Source organism: Lysobacter korlensis, assembly GCF_042434515.1.
Genome location: NZ_JBHLTG010000001.1, coordinates 1395404 through 1412233, shown reverse-complemented (window position 1 = coordinate 1412233; position 16830 = coordinate 1395404). Strand labels below are relative to the sequence as shown.

The 16830-nt window shown below is 65.4% G+C and carries 34 protein-coding genes and 2 tRNA genes; 19 read left to right on the top strand and 17 right to left on the bottom strand.

Going from position 1 to position 16830, the window contains the following annotated elements:
- Positions 1-187: 187 nt before the first annotated feature.
- The 12 genes from ACFFGH_RS06545 to ACFFGH_RS06490 form a co-directional block, all read right to left on the bottom strand.
- Positions 188-721, bottom strand: a complete 534-nt coding sequence (locus ACFFGH_RS06545) for a hypothetical protein (RefSeq protein WP_386666100.1) — start codon at positions 719-721, stop codon at positions 188-190.
- Positions 718-1161, bottom strand: coding sequence for a RusA family crossover junction endodeoxyribonuclease (locus ACFFGH_RS06540; RefSeq protein ID WP_386666097.1), 444 nt, complete (start codon positions 1159-1161; stop codon positions 718-720). The genes ACFFGH_RS06545 and ACFFGH_RS06540 overlap by 4 nt, the downstream gene beginning before the upstream one ends.
- Positions 1158-1619 (bottom strand): hypothetical protein, encoded by a 462-nt coding sequence (locus ACFFGH_RS06535; RefSeq protein WP_386666094.1) that lies wholly within the window; start codon positions 1617-1619, stop codon positions 1158-1160. The genes ACFFGH_RS06540 and ACFFGH_RS06535 overlap by 4 nt, the downstream gene beginning before the upstream one ends.
- Positions 1616-1921: a hypothetical protein gene (locus tag ACFFGH_RS06530; RefSeq protein WP_386666092.1), complete on the bottom strand. Its 306-nt coding sequence runs from the start codon at positions 1919-1921 to the stop codon at positions 1616-1618. Before ACFFGH_RS06530 ends, ACFFGH_RS06535 begins: the two co-directional genes overlap by 4 nt.
- Positions 1918-2130, bottom strand: coding sequence for a hypothetical protein (locus ACFFGH_RS06525; RefSeq protein ID WP_386666090.1), 213 nt, complete (start codon positions 2128-2130; stop codon positions 1918-1920). Before ACFFGH_RS06525 ends, ACFFGH_RS06530 begins: the two co-directional genes overlap by 4 nt.
- Positions 2127-2303, bottom strand: a complete 177-nt coding sequence (locus tag ACFFGH_RS06520) for a hypothetical protein (protein ID WP_386666087.1) — start codon at positions 2301-2303, stop codon at positions 2127-2129. The genes ACFFGH_RS06525 and ACFFGH_RS06520 overlap by 4 nt, the downstream gene beginning before the upstream one ends.
- Positions 2300-2686, bottom strand: coding sequence for a hypothetical protein (locus tag ACFFGH_RS06515; protein WP_386666084.1), 387 nt, complete (start codon positions 2684-2686; stop codon positions 2300-2302). Before ACFFGH_RS06515 ends, ACFFGH_RS06520 begins: the two co-directional genes overlap by 4 nt.
- A complete protein-coding gene (locus tag ACFFGH_RS06510) occupies positions 2683-3483 on the bottom strand; it encodes an ATP-binding protein (protein WP_386666082.1) in 801 nt (266 codons plus the stop codon). The genes ACFFGH_RS06515 and ACFFGH_RS06510 overlap by 4 nt, the downstream gene beginning before the upstream one ends.
- Positions 3455-4315 carry a hypothetical protein gene (locus ACFFGH_RS06505; protein WP_386666079.1) on the bottom strand — a complete coding sequence of 287 codons (861 nt, stop codon included), beginning with the start codon at positions 4313-4315 and terminating at the stop codon, positions 3455-3457. The genes ACFFGH_RS06510 and ACFFGH_RS06505 overlap by 29 nt, the downstream gene beginning before the upstream one ends.
- Positions 4308-4517, bottom strand: a complete 210-nt coding sequence (locus ACFFGH_RS06500; protein WP_386666076.1) for a hypothetical protein — start codon at positions 4515-4517, stop codon at positions 4308-4310. Before ACFFGH_RS06500 ends, ACFFGH_RS06505 begins: the two co-directional genes overlap by 8 nt.
- On the bottom strand, positions 4514-4957 hold the full coding sequence (locus ACFFGH_RS06495) for a phage regulatory CII family protein (RefSeq protein WP_386666073.1): 444 nt from the start codon (positions 4955-4957) through the stop codon (positions 4514-4516). The genes ACFFGH_RS06500 and ACFFGH_RS06495 overlap by 4 nt, the downstream gene beginning before the upstream one ends.
- 96 nt (positions 4958-5053) lie before the next feature.
- The gene (locus ACFFGH_RS06490) at positions 5054-5302 is read right to left on the bottom strand and encodes a hypothetical protein (RefSeq protein ID WP_386666071.1); all 249 of its coding nucleotides are present in this window, start codon (positions 5300-5302) and stop codon (positions 5054-5056) included.
- Between the two features lie 114 nt (positions 5303-5416).
- Here ACFFGH_RS06490 and ACFFGH_RS06485 point away from each other — a divergent pair, with 114 nt between their 5' ends.
- From ACFFGH_RS06485 to ACFFGH_RS06415, 15 genes are all read left to right on the top strand, one after another.
- Positions 5417-5920: a hypothetical protein gene (locus tag ACFFGH_RS06485; RefSeq protein WP_386666068.1), complete on the top strand. Its 504-nt coding sequence runs from the start codon at positions 5417-5419 to the stop codon at positions 5918-5920.
- 4 nt (positions 5921-5924) lie between these two features.
- On the top strand, positions 5925-6224 hold the full coding sequence (locus tag ACFFGH_RS06480) for a hypothetical protein (RefSeq protein ID WP_386666066.1): 300 nt from the start codon (positions 5925-5927) through the stop codon (positions 6222-6224).
- Between the two features lie 16 nt (positions 6225-6240).
- Positions 6241-6438, top strand: a complete 198-nt coding sequence (locus tag ACFFGH_RS06475) for a hypothetical protein (RefSeq protein WP_386666064.1) — start codon at positions 6241-6243, stop codon at positions 6436-6438.
- Between the two features lie 28 nt (positions 6439-6466).
- Positions 6467-6868 (top strand): hypothetical protein, encoded by a 402-nt coding sequence (locus ACFFGH_RS06470; RefSeq protein WP_386666061.1) that lies wholly within the window; start codon positions 6467-6469, stop codon positions 6866-6868.
- A gap of 127 nt (positions 6869-6995) precedes the next feature.
- Entirely contained in the window at positions 6996-7442 is a 447-nt protein-coding gene (locus tag ACFFGH_RS06465) for a hypothetical protein (protein WP_386666058.1), read from the top strand.
- Between the two features lie 73 nt (positions 7443-7515).
- Positions 7516-7860, top strand: a complete 345-nt coding sequence (locus tag ACFFGH_RS06460) for a helix-turn-helix transcriptional regulator (protein WP_386666056.1) — start codon at positions 7516-7518, stop codon at positions 7858-7860.
- On the top strand, positions 7857-8294 hold the full coding sequence (locus ACFFGH_RS06455) for a DUF6941 family protein (protein ID WP_386666054.1): 438 nt from the start codon (positions 7857-7859) through the stop codon (positions 8292-8294). The genes ACFFGH_RS06460 and ACFFGH_RS06455 overlap by 4 nt, the downstream gene beginning before the upstream one ends.
- Positions 8295-8459: 165 nt before the next feature.
- On the top strand, positions 8460-8756 hold the full coding sequence (locus ACFFGH_RS06450) for a hypothetical protein (RefSeq protein ID WP_386666052.1): 297 nt from the start codon (positions 8460-8462) through the stop codon (positions 8754-8756).
- A complete protein-coding gene (locus ACFFGH_RS06445; RefSeq protein WP_386666049.1) occupies positions 8753-8974 on the top strand; it encodes a hypothetical protein in 222 nt (73 codons plus the stop codon). The genes ACFFGH_RS06450 and ACFFGH_RS06445 overlap by 4 nt, the downstream gene beginning before the upstream one ends.
- Positions 8971-9189 carry a hypothetical protein gene (locus ACFFGH_RS06440; protein WP_386666047.1) on the top strand — a complete coding sequence of 73 codons (219 nt, stop codon included), beginning with the start codon at positions 8971-8973 and terminating at the stop codon, positions 9187-9189. The genes ACFFGH_RS06445 and ACFFGH_RS06440 overlap by 4 nt, the downstream gene beginning before the upstream one ends.
- Positions 9186-9362: a hypothetical protein gene (locus ACFFGH_RS06435; RefSeq protein WP_386666045.1), complete on the top strand. Its 177-nt coding sequence runs from the start codon at positions 9186-9188 to the stop codon at positions 9360-9362. The genes ACFFGH_RS06440 and ACFFGH_RS06435 overlap by 4 nt, the downstream gene beginning before the upstream one ends.
- Positions 9359-9847: a hypothetical protein gene (locus ACFFGH_RS06430; protein ID WP_386666042.1), complete on the top strand. Its 489-nt coding sequence runs from the start codon at positions 9359-9361 to the stop codon at positions 9845-9847. The genes ACFFGH_RS06435 and ACFFGH_RS06430 overlap by 4 nt, the downstream gene beginning before the upstream one ends.
- 101 nt (positions 9848-9948) lie before the next feature.
- Positions 9949-10704, top strand: coding sequence for an ERF family protein (locus ACFFGH_RS06425; protein ID WP_386666039.1), 756 nt, complete (start codon positions 9949-9951; stop codon positions 10702-10704).
- Positions 10705-10708: 4 nt separating this feature from the next.
- Positions 10709-11323, top strand: coding sequence for a lambda exonuclease family protein (locus ACFFGH_RS06420; RefSeq protein ID WP_386666036.1), 615 nt, complete (start codon positions 10709-10711; stop codon positions 11321-11323).
- Positions 11320-11517 carry a hypothetical protein gene (locus ACFFGH_RS06415; RefSeq protein ID WP_386666034.1) on the top strand — a complete coding sequence of 66 codons (198 nt, stop codon included), beginning with the start codon at positions 11320-11322 and terminating at the stop codon, positions 11515-11517. The genes ACFFGH_RS06420 and ACFFGH_RS06415 overlap by 4 nt, the downstream gene beginning before the upstream one ends.
- Positions 11518-11519: 2 nt before the next feature.
- Here the strand turns inward: ACFFGH_RS06415 and ACFFGH_RS06410 are convergent, their stop codons facing one another.
- Positions 11520-12167 carry a hypothetical protein gene (locus ACFFGH_RS06410; protein ID WP_386666032.1) on the bottom strand — a complete coding sequence of 216 codons (648 nt, stop codon included), beginning with the start codon at positions 12165-12167 and terminating at the stop codon, positions 11520-11522.
- A 41-nt stretch (positions 12168-12208) separates the two neighbouring features.
- On the opposite strand from ACFFGH_RS06410, the gene ACFFGH_RS06405 reads away from it, so the two are divergent.
- The 3 genes from ACFFGH_RS06405 to ACFFGH_RS06395 all read left to right on the top strand — a co-directional run bounded on the left by ACFFGH_RS06405 (position 12209) and on the right by ACFFGH_RS06395 (position 14278).
- Entirely contained in the window at positions 12209-12871 is a 663-nt protein-coding gene (locus tag ACFFGH_RS06405; RefSeq protein ID WP_386666029.1) for a J domain-containing protein, read from the top strand.
- Positions 12868-13092 (top strand): hypothetical protein, encoded by a 225-nt coding sequence (locus ACFFGH_RS06400; protein WP_386666026.1) that lies wholly within the window; start codon positions 12868-12870, stop codon positions 13090-13092. Before ACFFGH_RS06405 ends, ACFFGH_RS06400 begins: the two co-directional genes overlap by 4 nt.
- Positions 13093-13204: 112 nt before the next feature.
- A complete protein-coding gene (locus tag ACFFGH_RS06395) occupies positions 13205-14278 on the top strand; it encodes a site-specific integrase (protein ID WP_386666023.1) in 1074 nt (357 codons plus the stop codon).
- A 13-nt stretch (positions 14279-14291) separates the two neighbouring features.
- Here the strand turns inward: ACFFGH_RS06395 and ACFFGH_RS06390 are convergent, their stop codons facing one another.
- The 4 genes from ACFFGH_RS06390 to ACFFGH_RS06375 form a co-directional block, all read right to left on the bottom strand.
- A complete protein-coding gene (locus ACFFGH_RS06390; RefSeq protein ID WP_386666020.1) occupies positions 14292-14720 on the bottom strand; it encodes a HEPN domain-containing protein in 429 nt (142 codons plus the stop codon).
- A 1-nt stretch (position 14721) separates the two neighbouring features.
- Entirely contained in the window at positions 14722-15582 is an 861-nt protein-coding gene (locus tag ACFFGH_RS06385) for a hypothetical protein (protein ID WP_386666017.1), read from the bottom strand.
- A 99-nt stretch (positions 15583-15681) separates the two neighbouring features.
- A tRNA-Arg gene (locus ACFFGH_RS06380) sits at positions 15682-15758 on the bottom strand.
- Positions 15759-15788: 30 nt separating this feature from the next.
- Positions 15789-15865 (bottom strand) — tRNA-Pro (locus tag ACFFGH_RS06375).
- Positions 15866-16003: 138 nt separating this feature from the next.
- Between ACFFGH_RS06375 and ACFFGH_RS06370 the strand changes: the two genes are divergently transcribed.
- Positions 16004-16759, top strand: coding sequence for a Bax inhibitor-1/YccA family protein (locus tag ACFFGH_RS06370; RefSeq protein ID WP_386666015.1), 756 nt, complete (start codon positions 16004-16006; stop codon positions 16757-16759).
- The last annotated feature ends 71 nt before the right edge of the window (positions 16760-16830 follow it).

Sequence of the window (16830 nt, the reverse complement as noted above, 5' to 3'; positions counted from 1 at the left end):
CGACGTCTCGGTAAAAGACCGCGGCGGGAGAGACGCCGAGCGGTAACGGGCGCCAGAACGAAAAACGCCCCGCGGGTTAGGCGAGGCGTTCTGGGACTGCTGGCAGATTGGGGCTATTAAGCTCGACTATTCTGAGAAAGTCACGTCACTCTGAACGCCGCGTGATCGTTTTGTGATGGGCTATTCATTATTGACTGAGTTTGCCATGCATCCAGAACTTCGCCTTCAACAGCTCGTCCCGGAAACGCTTCGTCGACACGTCCATTTCGGTGTCGTACTCGTCCTTCAAGGTCTTGCCCACCCACTGCGCACGAGCAGCGTCGAATGCAATCTGGCAGTAGCGCGCCTGCAGGCACAGACCGAGCAGCGGACTGAACTTGATGAGGTCAAGCGCCGCGCGGTTGACGCGCTCCAGGTGAGGCGGCACCGGCCATTCTCGGCCCGGGGTGCGCGTGCTGCGGGTCTCGGCGCATGGCACGTGATCGATGAAGTCCATCGGCACACGTCGCAGATGCAGGTGCCGCGTGCCGGCGTTCACCGTGGCCGCCATGGCCTCGCGCCGGCTGCTGCCGTCCCGGGCCACGACTGATCGGGCCCGCTTGCCCGGCGCGAACTCGCGCGCGCGCTCGAGCGGGTGGGCCGTCTCGCTGATCAGCACGCCCTCGCGCCCGTGGTAGCGCCCCCACTGATACAGCAGGTCGTCCAGCTCGTCCTGGGTCATTCGATCACCTCGATCCGGATCCGCACCCCAGGCGAGGCCAGCGCGTCGACGTCCTCGCCCGGGTAGACCTTGGCCAAGCGGGCGTACTCGACCACGCGTGCGTCGTCTCGCCACAGGCCGGCGTCGGTCAGCGCGTCCTCGGTACTGCGCGCCAGCTTGGACAGGTCCGGCAGGCGGCACGGATACGTGCGGCGGCGTTTCGGCGCGCTCAGTGGCTTGGGCAGCGTGAACACCATCGACACCCGGAGCGGCGCGTCGAGCGGCAGAAGGTCGACGCAGTCGCGCGCGAACGCCTCGGCGCATGCCTTCACGTCCATGCGCCACGGCCGCACCTTCTTGCTCGACTCCGCCAGCACCGCGCGGCCGCCATGGATGCCCTTGAACGACTTGCTGCCCTGCGGGGCGGGAGAGCCGAACACCTCAAGGTTGATTGCAATCACTGACGGACCTCTTCCGGATTAGGCGGCGCGTACTCGCCGGAACACTCGTGCTGCGCGGTGGACCGGCGCGTAGTGACGATCGCGCGCGAGTGCACGCGGCCCGGTCCCGGCTGCGGCGCATGTGGGAACGCGACGCCGAACTTGCCCTCACGGCGCACGCGGTTGATGAGCAGGCCGACCTCGGCGTTGTGCAGGCGCAGCAGGCCGTCGAGGCGCTCGCGGAAGTCCTCGACCTTTGCGACGCCCGCGGCCCAGGCAAAGCCGGGCCACTGCGGCTTGTACTGTGCCAGCGGCGCGCGGAGCCCGTCGTAGATGAGCCACAGCGTGAGCACGTCGCGATCGCGCGGGCCGTCCCACACAAGGCGCAGCTTCGTGCCCGTGATCTGCAGCAGGCGGTCGAAGTCCGCCATGAAGTCTTCTGAGTAGAGGGCCGTTTCGAGCGCGGGGTTGAGCGTCATGCGGTCACCTTCAGCAGTTCGCGCTGCCACAGCATCGGCAGGTACTCCCAGAACGCGCGCTCCCACAGCTCGCGCTTCTCGTCACGCGTCATCGTCTTGCCCTGGTCGAACTCCCGGTGGCAGGACCGGCACGCCGGCACGTGGAAGCAGTCGTGCGCCTTGAGCCCGCCACCCTTTCCATGCCGCGGCTGGTTCGAATGCGCAGGCTCGCCCGCACCGCCCTCGCAGCCAGGCAGGCGCAGCAGGCACTGGAACTCGTAGGCGCAGTCCAGTAACGCGCGGTCGCGGACGTGGCGGTTCATCGCTTCGCCCTCGCCTCGGGCCTGACCGTCCGCGGGATTGGCGGCAGCGGACCGTGCCACCGGCGCACCGGAACCCGCACCGCGCCGTCGCGCCAGTCGCGCTGCCCCTCGGCCCAATGAACGAGGATCGGCCGCTGCCCGCCGCCGAGGTCGACGGCGTACAGGCCAGGCTCGGTCGGAACGCCCGCGTGCCATTCGCTCGTGCTCATGCTCGCTGCTCCAATCGCTCGGCCTCACGCTCGTACAGGCGCGCACGCTTCTCGGCATCGCTCGGCGCCCAGTGCGGATCGCGCCGCACCGTGTCGGCAGCCACGCGGTACGCCTTCGCCAGTTCCGGCGGGCTGTTGCGGATCAGGTCGGGCTGGCGGCCTTCGGTCCTCACGCCGCGACCTCCCAATGGCGCACCTTCCGATCCGGCGCGGCGGTGCGCAGGGCGAGCTCCCACGTTCGGCGGACGCGGAACGCCTGCCCGCGGCAGTAGCCGAACCTCTCGCGGAAAATCTCAAGCGGCGGCGGAGCGGTGCGAAATTCGAACGCGAGTTCCAGCCACTTCACCGCCGCCGGGGAAGCCATGGGCACGCTCCCTCCGCGATGCGCTTGTCGCCATGCAGCGGCCCAGCGATACGCCGATGCGCGCGACATGCCGAAACGCGTTCGCAGAGATTCGACCGACGGTTCTTGTGCGTACGCGCGGACCATGACGGCGGCGATGTACGCAGCGCACTGCGTGCCGTACGGCGCGATCTGCACGGTGTAGGCGCTCACGCGCGCCCCCGTCGGCTCTCGCCGTCGAACACCAGCACCGCCCCGCCCTCGCGGAACCGGTCCATAAGGCGGTCGCCCAAGTAGGCGCCGAGCTCCTCGGTCGTGAGGTTCGACAGCAGCACCGTCGGCTTCAGCGCGCCGTAGCGGCCGTTGAAGACCTCGAACATGAGCTGCTTCTCGGTGTCGCTGCCGACCTGGATGCCGACCTCGTCGACGACGAGCAGATCGATCGAGGCGAACTCGGCGATGACCTCGCGCTCGGTGCGCTCGCTGCCCGGGCGGTACGTTTCTTTGATCGACCGCATCAGGTCGGACGCGCCGATGTAGCGCGCGACCTTGCCGTGCCGCTCGATCACGCCGCGGGTGATGGCCGTCGCAAGGTGCGTCTTGCCGGTGCCTGGGCGGCCGGTCATCACGAGCGTGGTGCCGTTCTCGAGCTGCTGGGGGAAGCGCTCGACGAAGGCCTCGCAGACGCGCAGGTTCTTCCGGGCGCCCTGGCTGTCGGCGTCGAACCCGGCAAACGTCTTGCTCGCGAAGCGCGGAGGGATGCCCGCATCGCGTAGCAGACGCTTCGTCTCCAGCAGCACGACGGCTTCGCGCTCGCGACGAGCGACGGCAGTCTCGCGGTCGATCCGCTCGGCGCGGCACTGCGGGCACTCGCCCTTGATCAGCGTGGACTTCTCGCCCGGTTCGCAGAACGGCGAATCGATCACCCGGATCTGCACCTCGCCGTGCTTCGGGCAGGTGTCGGTCGCCAGGTAGGAATCGTCAATGGCGCAGGGATTCGGGGAGGTCATCGTCGGCGGTTCCGGTGTAGGTCTTCAGTTCGAAGCCGGTCTCTGCGGCATTCGGCTTGCGGGGCGCCTCGGCGCGCCTCTTCCGCTCGCGATCGAGCCACCCCGTGATGAACTTCAGGGCGCCCGATCGGGTCTTGCGCTTCGGCGGGTTGGCCATGGCCCAGCCCCGCATGGCGTTCAGCTCTTGGCGGACGTCGACGCCCGGGTACAGGCCCGACAGCTCCTCGACCTGCTCGGCTGTCACGCCGTAGTCGGTTCCGTCCTTCAGCGGGATGCGGACTACCGCCGCCGGGCGGATCGGCGCAGCCGAGGCGCCAAGAGGCTGCTCCTGCTCCTGCTCTTGCTCTTGTTCCTGTTCTTGCTCCTGTTCCTGCTCTTGGCTTCGAAGGGGCTTCGAAGGGGCTTCCTCATCAGCGCCCTTTCCCATGTGGAAAGCGACGCGATACAGGTCGTGGAAAGCCTTGCGGAGCGGGCCTTTCGGGGTCTTTTCGAGTTCGTTTTCGACGCCCTTGCAGCGACGGTCTTTCACGTCGAGCTGCTCGCCGATCTGGAAGCGCGCCATCGAGTGCACGAACACGTGCTCAGAAGCTTCGTCGTAGCTGCAGAACTGCGCTTCGATGCACCCTTGAAGGCCCTTCGAAGCCCCTTCCATGCCAAGCCCGGTCTCGTGGGCGATGAACATCACAGGCAGGTAGTACAGACCGATCATGTTCGCGTGCGGGCTGGTCATCAGGTACAGCGCGACCAGGACCGTCTCTGGCCCGGCCTTCTTCAGTGCCTTGCCCGTTGCGCCGGTCCAGAACTGCGGGGCGACCTTGCCGTAATCACGCATCGTCGCGCTCCCCGTAGAGCTCCGCCTGCTGCTCGGCGTCGCGGCGGTTGCGCGCCTTGATCCGTGCCAGCTCGTCCCGCGCGCGCTCGACCGCACGGGGCGACGGGCGCGTGGTCTCATCGACGGGCACCGGCTTTAGGTCGGCCCGCTCGGGCTCAGGCGTCGGCGGATCGCGGCCGACCTCGAACGTCGCGCGGCTCACCGGGTGCCCCGCGACATCGAGCGCACTCGAGCAATCAGGGCGATGCCAGCGGCCTGCGCGGCGGACCATGCCGCCTCGACGAGCCGCGCTTCGTTCGCGGTGATCGTGTTGTCGGACAGTGCGGTCTGCAGCTCACGGTCGAACGCGCCTTCTGCAGCGTTTGCCTGAAGCACCGCCTGGAGAATCGAGGCCCCGTCCTGCGGGGCTTCGATCGCTTGCAGCGTGTAGCCATGTTCAGCAGCGAGCGCGTGCAGGATGCGGTGGTCGCCGGTGACGCCCATGACCTCGCTGGCCTCGGCGAGCGTGAGGTGATGCGTCGTCGTATTCGGGTTGACCTTGCTGCGGAGCACCGCCGGACCGATGCCGACGCGCGGGCCGAGCGATTCCGCGCCGCCCGGGTAGGACTTCACGGTCTGGTGTGCTGCGTCGACGACGTTCATGAAACCCCCTGGCGAACGTGGAAGTCGCTCGGGGCCGCCGGCACAGTGCGCGGCATGGACACGACGACTGGAATCGAAAGGAACAAGGCGCGCGGCTTAGGCCGGCTGACCCGCGACGAGCGGGCCGTCCCACGGGAAATCGCGCAGGGTGTCCCGGCGGTCGACGTAGCCACCCGTCGAGTGCTCGATCAGGCATGCGAGCTCGGCACTCGGGGTCTTGTGGCCAAGGGCGACGAGGTAAAGGGTTCCCGGGGTGACGCCGCACGCGGCCGCGACGCGCTGGAGCTCGTCACCGTCCTTGGAAACACGGCCATCGCGCTCGGTGAAGTAGGTCTTGGCGTCCATAGCAGTTCCGGCTTTCGGTCTGCTGCGACATTACCAATCTGGGAACCCTATGGCAACGGGATTGTTCCCGTTTCGGTTCTTCCCCCGCATGGTCGCGTCTCTGACCATGCCCAGATGGATAACAAGACCGTCCGGAAGGCGAACGTCGAGATGCTTGTGCGCGAGCACGAGGGCCCGACCGCCTTCGGGAAGGCTATCGATCGCGAGCAGGTGCAAGTCAGTCAGTGGCTCGGGGGCAAGCCGATAGGCGATCGGCTGGCGCGCCACATTGAAGAAAAACTAGGGAAGCCAAGGGGTTGGCTTGACGTCTTGCAGCCCGGCGCACAAGGGGCTCTAGAGACCGCGCCGCTGCAGGGTTCTCATCTGGCGAGACCAGACTTCACGAAGCTGTCTGAGGCGGTCTACCTCGCGCAGCAGTTCTTGCAGATCCTCGGCAAGCAGCACGACGACCTGCTCCCGCCCGAGTTGCTTGAGGCGGCGTACGAAGCGGTCGAGACGCTGAGCGATGGAGATGGCTCTAACGTGGTCGACCTGATGAAGTTCATGACCAGGCGAATGCAGGAGCGCGCAGTTGACTCGGGGGACACAGAAAAAGCAGACGCTGCAAGAGCTGGCTAAACGCATGGCGGAAATCGCTGGCGAGGTGCCGGCGCCGAAGCTGCGCGTTGTTACAGGGCTGGAAGGGGATCGCTGTTCCGATTCGATCGACATCGAATGGCACTGCCGGATGATCCGGCACCTGTCGAAACGGTGGGGGCTGCAGTTACTTGTCGACCAAGCCACGCGGGGCTACGTGGCGCTGGAGTGCGTGCCGTCCGAAGACCTCGCCCAGCTGCACCGCGACCTGCACCGCGCGTACGAGTGCATCAATGAAGGGATCAGCTTGGAAGACGCTGGGCTGATCAGGGAAAGGCACGACTGACCAGGGGGAAGTAAACATGCGTGGATTCATTGCTGTTTGTTGGGCGCTCACCGTGGCCGGCTGCATGCTCGGAGCGTTTCTCGTGTTCTCAACGCTGTACGCCAACGGCGCGCCGCAGCAGGCCGCGGCCGCAGCGCTCGCGTGCGCGGTGACCGTGATCCCATATGTGTTCACCCGCGCCATCGAGGGCATGCGCGGCGATGTCAAAGCCTGATCAACGCGAATTCTGGAGGGATCCACGCATGCGCACCATCATTTCCGCCGCTCTGCTGCTCGCACTAGTTGCATGCAGCACGACCCAGGTGCACCGCAACTCAGCGACCATGTATGCGCCGACCTCGAGCAGCGCTGTGCAGGTGCTCTATTCCGCCCCGAGGCGCGAATACGAGTCGATCGGTATCGTCTCGGCGAAACGGTACAAGCCCGGCTTCACCGACCCGACCGTTGCTGACGCCATCCCGCAGCTACAGGCCGCCGGTGCGCAGCTCGGCGCCGACGCCGTCATCGTTCAGACCAGCCGCAGCAATAACGACAGGCACACGGTCGTCGACGGCGAAGCAATCCGCTTTGTCGATCGCCCTGTTGGCGCGAGTCAGAGCACGGCGACAGGCGAGTGCAAGGCCTGCGGGACGATCGGCGGGTGACACAATTGCCTGCCTTCGAGGCAGCACCCAAAGCTGACCAGCGGACCAACTGAAGCGCCAAACGGAACCTCGGCCAGATGGATTTGACGAAATCTAAACGAATTCGGCGTAGTATGTACTGCAGTACATGACGCCCCTTTTCTTCAACATCCTGAATTGCGTCCGCGAGATCGATCTTCCACGCATCAAGGCTAAAGATCCCGTTGCTGCGGCCGCTATTGCTGCAGCACTGAGCGAATTCGAAGCGAACCCTAAAGGGTGCGACTTCCTACTGCAGCAGATGTATGGCGAAAAGGCTAACCGCCGGCCGCATCACCGCTTCGGCGCCCGGTGGCTCGACAAGTGGTTCATCCACGGCCGCCCGAAGAGGGCGATCTGGCGGTTCAAAGTGTGGAAGCTGGAAAGCCAAGGCAAGAAGTACCGAGTCGTCTACGGGTACTTCGCGGCGGCCGGCCAGAGGCGGATCATCGTTTTAGGCGTGTTTGAACGGAGCTGGAACTATGCCAACGGCCACCCTTATACAGTTCGAGTCCTGGCCGACTTCGACCGAATGCATGCAAAGTACGGGAGCTAAGTGGCTCTTCGGGGGCGCGCGGGCGTCGACCGTTGCTCCGACGTCGATCGTGCGACCCGCCCTGTTGCCCGCCGTGCTGGAAGATGACAGCGACGATTTCGCGGACATGGCCTCATTGGCGGCCCAGTACGACGCCGACCCAGTGATGGCCCCTTTGATGCACGAGGCTAGAAAAAGCTTCGTTCAAACCTACCTACCCGGGGAGCTTTCGATTCGCTCGCTGAGACTTGCCCAAGGCCTCTCGCAAGAGGCGTTGGCGCAGGCTATCGGGTCAAACCAAGGCCATGTTTCGAAGATAGAGCTAGGTAGGATCGACCCGAATCAGATCCACGCATCGACGGTGAAGTCTCTAGCTAAGGTGCTTGGAAGAACGGCAGACGAGATTCTTGATTTGCTACACGTGGGCGAGGATGCATGACTCGAACGCGACGCCTTTCGGTCGTCTTCTGCGACGACATTAGAGTTGAGGTTGGAGGGAAGCACTCCTATATCGGGGTCTATGGAACCACGATCGACTCCCGTGAGTTTCCGCTCAAGTTCGCTTCGTTTGCCGTGGCGATCACGATCGAGATGCCCGTGTCGGATCCCCTAACAAGCCTTGAGGTCGAGTTTGAGATCGTTTCCGACGACGGGGCGACAACACTCATTGGCAAGTCACCCGTCGACCTCTCCGGCCTCAACGCCGAAGCGGCCCACGCCAGTGGCATGGAATTCGTTGCTCAGAACGTAATGGCCACGTTCGGCGGCATCACGTTCCAGCAGCCTTCGACTTTCCGAGTTGCCGTCCGGATGGACGACGGGGTCGCGCACACTCGCCAGATCCGTATCCGCCAGGTAGACGGCGTCGGCTAAAGCGCCAGCCGGACGAGTTAACGAGCCCGCTCCGGCGGGCTTTTTTGTGGCCGCTCGTCGGCTTGATGCGTCGCACAATCGAAAGTTCCCTTTTTGGTATTGACTGCCGTTACCGTTCTGGTAACGTGGCTTCGTCGCCCGCAACCCGCGGCAACGGAGCCAGCCATGCAGCACGCCGTCAGCTACCAAAGCCTCCACGATTGGGACTACGAGCGCAGCAGCTTGCGCGCCGATTTCATCGAGCGCCGGACGGACGAGCTCGTGTCCGAGCTTCGTGGCGACCGCGAAGCCAATGCAGAAGCGTGGGACGACCACACCTGCCACGAGCTGACAGGTAGCGAAGTCGCTCAGTACCTGCGCGACGGCGACCGCGACGGCCTGTTCCGCGCGGTACAGACGCTGGTGAACCTCGGGCTGCGCCGCATCGCCGAGGACCGCGCTGAGAAGGAGGTCGGCGAGTGAGCGCGAACCTCTACTTCTGGCCCGGAAAGCGCATCGAAGCCGATGCGTTTTCGGCCAGCACCAACCTGCCGGCGGGCATCCAGCTTCGCTGCGGCGAGATGTACGTCAGGCTCTTTCCTGACGCGGCGACGATCGAGCACGTAGAGCGTGCGCTCGCAGCGCTGCGAATGGAGTTGGCCGCGGACCAAGCCCGCCGAACCGATCGGGTGGGCTCATGAGCGCCGTTCGCTTTGACCACGACCCGCAGCATGACGTGGCGGATGAACCGGCCGACCCGGGCGCCTCGGTGATCTGCTGCCTAGTCTGCGCAGCGCTGGCATGCATCGGCGCGATCGCGGTAACCGGCAATACCCTGGTGTGGGGTGGAGCTGCTGGCGCACTGCTCGCGGTCGGCTACCTCGTGTCGATCTTCTGGCCGACGCCGGAGGCATGAACGTGCGCCTCGAAGCCCGTCTGCTGGCCCGCGGTGTTATCGATTCTGTCGAGCGCACCACGCCGCACGATGCCCGGCCGCGCCGTCTGACGCGCGCCGACCGCGCCCTCGCCGCTCTCGGCTGGGCCGCTGTGGCGATGATCGCCGCGCTCGTGCTGGTGGCTGCCCGATGAACGCCGTCCGCCCGCTGATCAAGCGTACAAAGGACCGCACGCTGTGGCGCGTCGGCCGCGGCCGCCTGGAGCCGCTCGACGGCTTCACGCTCGGCCAGCTGCGCGCGAAGGGCTACAAGCTCGGCGACATCCTGTCGGCGGAGCTGACGAAGCCGCGCTCGCCCGGATTCCACCGCCTGGCGCACCAGCTCGGGTCGATGCTCGCCGAGAACATCGAAGCGTTCGCCGGCATGGACTCGCACGGGGTGCTCAAGCGCCTGCAGATCGAGGCGAACGTCGGCTGCGACGAGATCGCGCTGAACTTCCCTGGCGTCGGCCCGTGCACCTACCGCGTGCCCCGCTCGCTTTCCTTCGCCTCGATGGACGAAGGCCAGTTCCGCGAAGTGATTGCCGGCATGTGCCGTCACGTGTCCCGCCAGTACTGGCCGACCTGCTCGCCCGATGACATCGAGCGCATGGCGTCCGTGTGGGTGGAGGCGACCTGACCCCTCTCTGTCGCGCTCCCCTCGCGGCAGATACGGCCGAACCGCTCCCCTCGGTTCGGCGCCGGAACCGTAACCGGCACTTATTCCAGACGAGTAAGCCCATGACCAGTGCAGCCCTGACCGTTGAGCAGACCCCGCCGCCCGTGCCGGCAGCCGATATGTCGTCGCCCGCGACCATGCTCGCGGTGATCGAGCGCGTGGCCACCGATCCGAACGCCGACATCGACAAGATGGAGCGGCTGCTGCAAATGCACGAGCGGATGCTCGAGCGCGAGGCACGCGCGGCCTACACGTCAGCGATGGCCGCGATGCAGCCTGAGCTGCCGTCGATCGTCGAGCGCGGCAAGATCAAGAACAACAGCGGCAACGTGACCAGCACGTACGCCCTGTGGGAGGACATCAACGCGGCGATCAAGCCGATCCTGCAGAAGCACGGGTTCGCCCTGTCGTTCCGCACCGAGACCGGGGACGACAGCGTGCACGTCGTTGGCATCCTCGCGCACCGGGCCGGTCATCAGGAAACCACCGAGATCACGCTGCCGGCCGACAAGACGGGCAGCAAGAACAGCGTCCAGGCGGTTGGCTCGTCCGTCAGCTACGGCAAGCGCTACACCGCTGGCTCACTGCTCAACATCACGACGCACGGCGAGGATGACGACGGCCGGCTCGGCGGCGGCGCACTCGACGCGAAGGCGATCGACTGGATCGACAAGGCGAACGAGCTGGCCGAGCTGGAAAAGTACCAGCCGCTCCGCGAGGCAATGCTGAAGGACTACGGCGGTAAGGCCAGCAACATGCCGGCCGAGGTGCGCAACGCCTTCAACCGCGCCAAAGCGCGCGTGACACCGAAGGACTGAGCCGATGCGCATCCTCACTTGCGAGCAGCGCTCGCCTGAGTGGTACGCCGCGCGCCGCGGTGTGCCGACCGCTTCTGAGTTCGGTCGCATCGTCACCGACAAGCGCGGCGACTACGCGGCCGGCGCCGATACCTACATCTGCGAGCTGATCGACGAACTCGTGCGTCCCGACGCCGAGCGTAGCTTCGGCGGCAACCGGCACACGCAGCGCGGGAACGAGCTCGAACCCGAGGCCCGCGACCTGTACGCCTTTGAGCGTGACCTCGTGCCGGTCGAGGTCGGCTTCATCCTCAACGATGCCGGCACGCTCGGCTGCAGCCCGGACAGCCTCATCGACCCTGACGGTGGCCTGGAGATCAAATGCCCGGACGGCCCGACCCACCTGAAGTGGTTGCGCGCGGGCGGGCTGCCGGATGAGCACCGCGCGCAGGTGCATGGCTCGCTGCTGATTACCGGCCGCGCCTGGTGGGACTTCATGTCGTATTGCCCCGGCTATCCGCCGCTGCTCGTGCGCGTCGAACCCGACGCCTACACCGAGAGGTTGCGCGGGCATCTGGACCGATTCATCGCGGAACTCGCCACCGCGCGTGCGGCGATAACCGAGAGGATCGCCGCATGAACGACCTCTTCCCCAAGCCGCCGAAGCGCATGTGCCAGCCGAAAAAGGACGTGCTGCGCGATCAGCTCGTGCTGGCGGCCGACGAGATCGTGCGCCTGCGCGCGCTGCGCGCGCTGCTCGCCGGCGACGGCCGGCAACCCTCAGCCATCAAGCCGCGGCGCGTGCCGCGCCTTCGCCACTGGAAAGCACGATGACCCTACTTGCCCCTGCCGGTGGCCGGCGAACCTTTTGCTGCGTTCACATGAAACTCGATCGCAGCGGCCAAGACCTCGTCCGTCTCAACAGCCTGACGAATAAACGCAGTCATAAGCTCTTCTGCAGGCTTGAGGAAAGCAGGTATTCGAGGCTCGAGAATTTCGTCTGCGTCGAGTTCTCTCGCAACCGTGAGCACTCCCTTGCGGAGTCGCTCTGCAGCGCTCGCTGCGGTCATGACCTTGTTGAGGCTTTGCGAAACACTCGGATCGAGACGGCCAATCGACGGCGAACTCGTTATCCGCGCCGAAGGCTCAAACGACGGCATTGTGATGAACGCCATGAGCGCTCCGTATCGCTGCGCGGAGTCATCGCTCTTGAGCGCGGCCGAGATGTGTACAGCGAACGCCTCCGCCATGGTGCGCAGGTCAGCGATCTCCAGTTTGCAGGCGTGCGCATAGGCAGCGGTCGCGTGATGGTCGACCTCATTGCGATCACGATCCGCGCGGGAAGTAAACCGGTATGCCTGCCAAGCGATGAAAGCAGTGGCCGCACCCGTCGCCCAGGTACCAAGAGCCCCAAGCATGCCTGCGCTTGCACTCAGCAAGCCCGTAACCCACGTCCCCAGTGCAGCCCAATCTTCAGTGCTCACGAATTCGCCCCTCTTGTAGATCCCCGAGGAGGAATCTTGGCATGACGATTCCAGCGTCCCCGCTGCAGTGGCCAACCGGCTGGAAGCGCACCCCGCCCGCTGCGCGCGCCCGCGCTCGCTTCGGCAAGCAGGTGATGCGCACCAGCAGCTACACGCCGCCGGGCGGCCAGCCATCGCGCTACGCGACGCGCGGTGAAGTCACGATCGCCGACGGCGTCGGCCGGGTGCAGGCCGAGCTCGAGCGCATGGGCGTCAGCGATTTCGACCTGGTCATCAGCACGAACCTGCAGCTCCGCCTCGACGGCCTGCCCCGCTCGGGCCAGCGAGAGCCGGACGATCCGGGCGTCTCGGTCTACTGGCGCGATTCCCGCGTCGACGGCTGGCCCATGCGCTGCATGGCGATCGATCGATACGACCGCGTCGCCGACAACCTCGCGGCCGTCGCGGCGACGCTCGAGGCGATGCGCGCGATCGAGCGCCACGGCGGCGCTGAGATCCTCGATCGGGCGTTCACCGGATTCGCAGCGCTGCCCGCGCCGGGCGGCACGAGCCACTGGCGCGACCTGCTCGACCCAAACGATCCCGAGGGCAGTTATCGCCGCCTGCGCGCGAAGCATCACCCCGACCGCGGCGGCGACGCCGACGAGTTCCGCGCGGTGCAGCACGCGTGGGACGCATACCAGCAGGAGCACGCGCAGCAGTGATCGGCCCGGTCCTCCAATTCGAAGACCTGCAGCAGCTGTGCAAGCCCGGCGAGAACCCGCGGCTTGCAACGGTCGAGGCATGGGCGCGCGCCCAGGGCGTACGCTTCAAGTACGACGGTCGCGGCGGCATCTGGACGACGGTCGAGGCCCTGAATGCGGCCCTCGGGCTGGCCAAGGCCGCGAACGAAGACGGCAAATACAACCCCGACGAGTTGGTCTGATATGCCCCGCGGACGACCACGCAAGCGCCCGGCGAACCTTCCCGCGCACATCGACTATTCGAAGGTCCCGAAAGGCATCTACTGGGACGCCAGCGGCAACGGCCGCTGGTACGTGCTCGATCCGCACCCGGAGGGCCGCGGCAACAAGGCGCACACCGTCGCGCAAGCGTCGGCGCGACTGTCGGATCTGCACGTGATCGCCGAGCAGCGCGCAGGCGCTGAGGTGCGCGGCACCATCGCATTCGTGATGGACTGCTTTCACGCCAGCCTGGCCTTTAAGGGGCTGGCCGCATCGACGCAGAAGCACTACAGCGATTACGCGGGCGCGATCCGCAAGTACCCTCTCAAGAACGGCCTGACGCTAGGCGCCGTCGTCATCGACAAGCTCACGCCGGGCGGCGTGCGCCGGGTCATCGATGTAATTGCGCAGGGGCGACCGGCTGAGCGCCCTGGCGAGGCCGCAACCCCGGGCTACCCGACCAAGGCGAATCACTGGCTGCGCTACCTGCGCCGCGTGGTCGGCTGGGGGGTCGAGCACGACCACTGCACAACCAACCCGTTCCGCGGCGTTAAGGCCGTGAAGGAGAAGCGCGACCACCGGATGCCCGAGGCCCACGTGTTCCGTGCGGTCCAGGCCTATGCCCGAGCGTGCAGCCTGCGCCAGCCACGTGAGAAGGGGTGCCTGCCGCCGTACTTGTGGGCAGCGATGGAGCTCGCTTACCAGGCGCGGCTGCGCGGCATCGAGGTGCTGACCCTGACCGACGCGCACGACCTCGGCGACGAACTGCAGACCAATCGCCGCAAAGGCAGCCGAGACAACATCGTCCGCAAGGGCTCGCTGACCGTTGCGGCCGTGACTGCGCTCCGGGAGCGGCGCGAGGCCATCTGGCAGTCCAAACGTCGAGCCGTCCCTCTGCAGGCGGATCAGCGGTTTCTGTTTGTCGGCGAGGATGGCGAGCCGCTGACCCGCTCGGGCTTCAACACAGCCTGGGGTCGCATGATGCGGCAAGCGGTGAAAGACGGCGTGCTAGCCGAGGAAGACCGGTTCGGCCTGCATGGGCTCAAGCACCGCGGCATTACGGACACGAAGGGCAACAAGAAACAGGCAAGCGGCCACGTGACCGACGCGATGCTTAACGTCTACGACCACGAGCTGCCGCGGGTGGAACCGGCCGGCGACAACTAGCCCGCGGCTGCCTTTAGGGGCGATTAATCTCGTTCTCGAGCTGCGCCATCATCAACATGACCTTCTTGGCGCGACCGATCTGAGTGGCCGCCTCGCCAGGCAGGACCTGCGCGCCGAGCCGATAGTCAGCCTTTTCCCGCGCTGTGCGAGCCGTCTGTATTGCGCTCGCCAGTTGCTCTCCCGTTGCCGTCATTTTGGCCAGCCGGGAATGGACGCCAGCGGTCCGCCACTCTTTAAGGCGCTCGGTCATCTCCACGTGCGTCACGTGGGTCGCGTTCGGGCGGCACTTTGCCGAGTCCGGCAAACGCTCGACGAACGGCAGCACAGCATGGAACGCGGCGTAGTAGCTGCGGCTTATAGCTGCGCGGATGTCCGTTTCGTCTGGAGTGTTAGCCGTAATACGGGACGAGAAGGCGTTCAGGTCCTTACACGTGATCGGCATATCAAGCGGTGAGCGAGGTCAGGCCAAAGACAAGGCGCCCAGAGCGCTGGATAGCGAACTGCTGCTTTGACAGCTCGCCGAACAGGTCCCACTCAAGGTCGACAACCTCGTCGGCGGGGCGCTCGAGCGCGAACTGGAAGAACACCGCACTCGTGCCGTCTTCGGACGGGACTATGCAAGCCTCAACTGCCTCTGGGCTCGCACCGCGTTCGCGAAGATAGCGATGGGAGAACCCAACCGCCTCTGCGATCTTTTCTTCTGGGAACTCGGTGCGATCGAGCTTGGCTAAGGATGCGCTGCCCACGATCGACGGAATATCTATACCCATACGCTCGGCCTCTCCGCGAAAAGCCTCAGCAGTGAACAACCACCCGGCCGTTGTTAGCGCTCGACTCATGTTGTCGATCGCGGCTGGACTGTTCCTGAGGACCGATTCAAAGCGGCGGAACAGGCTCAGCATCTTCTCCGTCTGGGCAGTTCCGGCAAGAACAATCATGTACCGCTGAACCGTGAAGACGGTCTGGCGCGAGTGTGGCAGCGCCTTCTCGAACAACGTGTCCGCTTCGTCTAGACGGCCGCCAATTGCCGCAGCCAACGCAAGGAGTTCGAACGCCAGGCCAGCGTCTGTTTTTTTCAGCCGCTCCGCGTCGCGCTCGAAGCACTTCAGCTCGAACGGAGATATCCCGTTGCTGAGCGCAAGGAGCCCGCGGTCGAGCAGTTCGTTGAATCGGTCTTGCGGGGCGGCTTTAGTCGTCACAGAGAACGTAATCCCGGCATCCCAGTCGGCGTGAAGCGCTACCGCAATAACGGCGATAGTACAGAGAACTTTACCTAAGTGGGACACGCCCGAGGTCGCGGGCACATGAATTTTTCTGCCCGTGGAACATCGAAGATGAACGGCCTTTTTTCAGGACCATTTTCAGGAGCCGAGGGGGAACGCACTCTAAACGCCTGATTTAAATGGCGCGCCCGGCAGGACTCGAACCTGCAACCACCGGCTTAGAAGGCCGGTGCTCTATCCGGTTGAGCTACGGGCGCCAGGCTTACATCTTACCGGCGACCGTTTGATGGTCGGGGCAGAGGGATTCGAACCCCCGACCCTCTGGTCCCAAACCAGATGCGCTACCAGACTGCGCTATGCCCCGATGCCGGGCTTCCGTGCGCGCCAGCGCCGCGAAAGGTCGTGCATTCTCTAACCCAAGAAGACCGCTGTCAATCGGCACGACCGTGGCGGGAGCGGTATCCTCTACTTTCACGTCAACTAGGGTCTACAGGGGAAGCTGATGCGCAGTGGTAATCCAGCCTTGAAGGAATCGACATTCCTGGATCTCGGCACCGGGGCAGTCGTGCGTGGCGACGCAGGCGCGATGACGCTCAACGGGACCGTCAACAAGACCGCGTTCCTGCTCGTCGTGACGCTCGCGGGCGCGCTTTATACGTGGAACCTGTTCTTCTCGAGCGGGGGCACCGCGAACCTGATGCCCTACGTGCTCGGCGGGGCGATCGGTGGCCTCGTCGTCGCGCTGGTGACGGTGTTCAAGAAGCAGTGGTCGCCGGTGACAGCGCCTCTGTATGCGGGGCTCGAGGGCCTTTTCATCGGCGCCGTGTCGGCGATGTTCGAGCAGAAGTTCCCAGGTATCGTGATGCAGGCGGTCGGGCTGACGTTCGGCACGCTGGGGGCACTGTTACTCGCTTATCGCAGCGGACTGATCCGGGCTACCGAGAACTTCAAGCTCGGCGTGTTCGCGGCCACGGGCGGCATCGCCCTGCTCTACCTCGTCAACATCGTGATGGGCTTCTTCGGCACCTCCATCCCATTCATCCACGAAGGTGGCTGGCTCGGCATCGCGTTCTCGGCCGTCGTCGTGGTGGTGGCTGCGCTGAACCTCGTGCTGGACTTCGACTTCATCGAGTCGGGCGTCGAACAGGGCGCGCCGAAGTACATGGAGTGGTATGCGGCGTTCGGCCTGCTGGTCACGCTGATCTGGCTTTACCTGGAGATCCTGCGCCTGCTGTCGAAGCTGCAGTCGCGCGACTGACCAGGCTGGCTGCGGCTCGATCGCCGCGCAAGACTGGAACGCAAACGGGGCGCCCTTGGCGCCCCGTTTCT

Coding starts and splice junctions, on each gene's coding strand:
- ACFFGH_RS06505 (WP_386666079.1), bottom strand. CDS start 4,315: ATGCGTGATTACGGCAAGGTCGCCCCGCAGTTCTGGACCGGCGCAACG.
- ACFFGH_RS06455 (WP_386666054.1), top strand. CDS start 7,857: ATGACTCGAACGCGACGCCTTTCGGTCGTCTTCTGCGACGACATTAGA.
- ACFFGH_RS06425 (WP_386666039.1), top strand. CDS start 9,949: ATGACCAGTGCAGCCCTGACCGTTGAGCAGACCCCGCCGCCCGTGCCG.
- ACFFGH_RS06435 (WP_386666045.1), top strand. CDS start 9,186: ATGAACGTGCGCCTCGAAGCCCGTCTGCTGGCCCGCGGTGTTATCGAT.
- ACFFGH_RS06465 (WP_386666058.1), top strand. CDS start 6,996: ATGACGCCCCTTTTCTTCAACATCCTGAATTGCGTCCGCGAGATCGAT.
- ACFFGH_RS06390 (WP_386666020.1), bottom strand. CDS start 14,720: ATGCCGATCACGTGTAAGGACCTGAACGCCTTCTCGTCCCGTATTACG.
- ACFFGH_RS06420 (WP_386666036.1), top strand. CDS start 10,709: ATGCGCATCCTCACTTGCGAGCAGCGCTCGCCTGAGTGGTACGCCGCG.
- ACFFGH_RS06415 (WP_386666034.1), top strand. CDS start 11,320: ATGAACGACCTCTTCCCCAAGCCGCCGAAGCGCATGTGCCAGCCGAAA.
- ACFFGH_RS06430 (WP_386666042.1), top strand. CDS start 9,359: ATGAACGCCGTCCGCCCGCTGATCAAGCGTACAAAGGACCGCACGCTG.
- ACFFGH_RS06370 (WP_386666015.1), top strand. CDS start 16,004: ATGCGCAGTGGTAATCCAGCCTTGAAGGAATCGACATTCCTGGATCTC.
- ACFFGH_RS06530 (WP_386666092.1), bottom strand. CDS start 1,921: ATGAACCGCCACGTCCGCGACCGCGCGTTACTGGACTGCGCCTACGAG.
- ACFFGH_RS06480 (WP_386666066.1), top strand. CDS start 5,925: ATGGCGGAAATCGCTGGCGAGGTGCCGGCGCCGAAGCTGCGCGTTGTT.
- ACFFGH_RS06475 (WP_386666064.1), top strand. CDS start 6,241: ATGCGTGGATTCATTGCTGTTTGTTGGGCGCTCACCGTGGCCGGCTGC.
- ACFFGH_RS06510 (WP_386666082.1), bottom strand. CDS start 3,483: ATGACCTCCCCGAATCCCTGCGCCATTGACGATTCCTACCTGGCGACC.
- ACFFGH_RS06440 (WP_386666047.1), top strand. CDS start 8,971: ATGAGCGCCGTTCGCTTTGACCACGACCCGCAGCATGACGTGGCGGAT.
- ACFFGH_RS06545 (WP_386666100.1), bottom strand. CDS start 721: ATGACCCAGGACGAGCTGGACGACCTGCTGTATCAGTGGGGGCGCTAC.
- ACFFGH_RS06490 (WP_386666071.1), bottom strand. CDS start 5,302: ATGGACGCCAAGACCTACTTCACCGAGCGCGATGGCCGTGTTTCCAAG.
- ACFFGH_RS06495 (WP_386666073.1), bottom strand. CDS start 4,957: ATGAACGTCGTCGACGCAGCACACCAGACCGTGAAGTCCTACCCGGGC.
- ACFFGH_RS06485 (WP_386666068.1), top strand. CDS start 5,417: ATGGATAACAAGACCGTCCGGAAGGCGAACGTCGAGATGCTTGTGCGC.
- ACFFGH_RS06525 (WP_386666090.1), bottom strand. CDS start 2,130: ATGAGCACGAGCGAATGGCACGCGGGCGTTCCGACCGAGCCTGGCCTG.
- ACFFGH_RS06405 (WP_386666029.1), top strand. CDS start 12,209: ATGACGATTCCAGCGTCCCCGCTGCAGTGGCCAACCGGCTGGAAGCGC.
- ACFFGH_RS06470 (WP_386666061.1), top strand. CDS start 6,467: ATGCGCACCATCATTTCCGCCGCTCTGCTGCTCGCACTAGTTGCATGC.
- ACFFGH_RS06450 (WP_386666052.1), top strand. CDS start 8,460: ATGCAGCACGCCGTCAGCTACCAAAGCCTCCACGATTGGGACTACGAG.
- ACFFGH_RS06535 (WP_386666094.1), bottom strand. CDS start 1,619: ATGACGCTCAACCCCGCGCTCGAAACGGCCCTCTACTCAGAAGACTTC.